This is a genomic window from Aminobacter sp. P4_D5 (assembly GCF_056401815.1).
In genome coordinates this window covers 1-582 of the sequence record NZ_JBFUIP010001095.1, presented here as the reverse complement: position 1 = coordinate 582, position 582 = coordinate 1, and the positions used below count along the sequence as shown (strand labels likewise).

Below are 582 nucleotides of genomic sequence, written 5' to 3'. Positions count from 1 at the left end.
CTTGAAGGCCATGTGCTCGAGGAAGTGCGAGGCGCCGTTCTCCACCGCCGTCTCGTTGCGCGTTCCGGCATGGACATAGGCGCCGATGGAGACGGTCTCCACGCGGGGCATGATCTCGCTGACGACGAGGAGGCCGCTGGGCAGGCGCGTGACGCGGACGGAATCGGTCATATGGATCGCTGGACCTTTTGGAACTGAGCAGGCTTGGGTTCTTCCTAGCCCGCTTCGGCTAACGTCGGAACCGGCCTCACCCGGGAGGGGGCGCGAAAGCCCGACGCAGGCCCTCCTCCATGCTGGAGAGGAGCCGTTCCTTGATATCGGGTGGCACTCTCGGGTCTTTCAATGGGTCCAGCCCCGTGCGCAGCAAGCGCTCCTGCTCCGTGGGCAGCTTGAGCAGGGCGATCAGGTTGAACGCACCGAGGCCCAGGCCCACGACCGCAAGGACGAGGAGCTGGATCGTGTCGGGCGCCTCCATGACGAAATCGGCCGCCCAGCCCACCGTGTCCCCATGCGCCGTTGCCCTGACGCCGAAGGTGGACAGGGTCAGGCCGCCGAACAGCGCGATCTTGCCCGTCGCAAAGA

2 protein-coding genes are annotated in these 582 nt (G+C 66.2%); both read right to left on the bottom strand.

The genetic code is table 11. The features are described 5' to 3' along the window. Window positions 1–171, bottom strand: a 171-nt coding sequence (locus AC1DWF_RS36855) for an insulinase family protein (RefSeq protein WP_476843375.1), incomplete at its 3' end; no start/stop codon positions are given. A 76-nt stretch (window positions 172–247) separates the two neighbouring features. Beyond that, the coding region (locus AC1DWF_RS36850) for a hypothetical protein (protein WP_476843374.1) at window positions 248–582 on the bottom strand (335 nt) is incomplete at its 5' end.